At 70.0% G+C, this 1,262-nt stretch carries 1 protein-coding gene; it reads right to left on the minus strand.

Features of this window, described 5'->3' with window-relative positions:
- On the minus strand, positions 1 to 1,005 hold a 1,005-nt coding region (locus EEJ42_RS31490), incomplete at its 3' end, for a hypothetical protein (RefSeq protein ID WP_148082074.1).
- Positions 1,006 to 1,262: the final 257 nt, after the last annotated feature.

Genomic DNA, 1,262 nt, shown 5'->3' on the forward strand with positions numbered 1-1,262 from the left:
CTTCACCTTGGGACAGGTGCCGCCGGATTCGATGATCTGACGGTGCTGGGCGGGGTTGGGGCATCGCCACTGCCAGGTCTCGTCGAATTGCCAGCGTAGGGTGGCGTCGTTCCAGTGGCGGGTGGCGCCGGTCGGCACGGTGGCGGGCCGGGTGAAGGCGCTCTCGCGGATGATGCGTACCCGCCGGTTCTTTGGGCGTGCTCCCTTGGCCCGCTTCTTTTTGTTCTTGTTGGCGCGTTGGGGGATGGAGCGTTCGTCTTCCTGGTCCTTCGGTGGGCGCAGGGCCCAGAACGCGAGGGTGAGCAGGAGGGCGGTTTCGGGGGCGGGGGCGCCCCAGAGGCAAGTGTCGCCCATGGCGACGGTGGGGCTGTGCGGGGTTTCCAGGAGGGTGATGCTGTTGGTGGACAGCTCAGTGGTAGCCAGGTGTTCTGGTTGGACGCTGGCGGGCAGCAACGTGGGGATGAGGCTGGTACGGGTGAGGGTGTGGATGGCCAGGCTCACGGGTTCGCCGGTGTCGGCGCCGCCGTTCATCTGCCAGGCCAGGGCGTGGACGGGGTGGACGGACAGGCTGTGGATGGGGTGAGGGAAGTAGACCAGGCCGTCACGGGCGGCGGCGGTCTTCTCGATGGCGACGAGGGCAGGCAGCAGACGGGCAAGCGAGGCGCTGTTCAGGTCCGTGACACCGTCGAGGAGGGGGTGTTCGGTGATGGCGTGGCTCATCGCGTGGGGAGCGGCCCATACGGTCGAGGCGTCGAAGGCGATGCTGGTCTGCTCGCACAGGGTGAGGTGTGCGGGGGCAAGTTTCGGGTCGAGGGCGATGTCGTTGCCGGTCTTGGTGTAGAGCATGGACTGGGTGAGATCGGCGCCGAGCGGTACACCGCGGTAGGGGGTACCCCAGAAGTCGGCGAGTTCGGCACGCAGTTGTTCGGCCCGGTACACGTCCCCGTCGGTTAGGGGGACGAACTGTCCGGTGCCGGGCTGGCCAGTGCGGGGGCGGGTGCTCATAAGGGTGCTCCTTCGGTACGGGCGTGGCCGGGTGTGACGGGACCGTGGAGCGGGAGGGATCAAGACACGCAAGGGCACGGCCCGCCCCCGGGCAGGCGCGCACGGGGGCGGCCCCGCCCCTTGTGTAGGGCGGAGCCGTCGATGGCGCGTGTGGGTCACGCCGGGGGCAGGCATGGAAACCGGCGGTACCGCCCGGGACGGGGGCGGACGGCCCCAGGGGCGCGGCAGGCGGGCTCGGGGCCCGTGGCCGGGACGCG

Origin of the sequence: Streptomyces botrytidirepellens, assembly GCF_003721215.1 — a bacterium.
Taxonomy (GTDB): domain Bacteria; phylum Actinomycetota; class Actinomycetes; order Streptomycetales; family Streptomycetaceae; genus Streptomyces; species Streptomyces himastatinicus.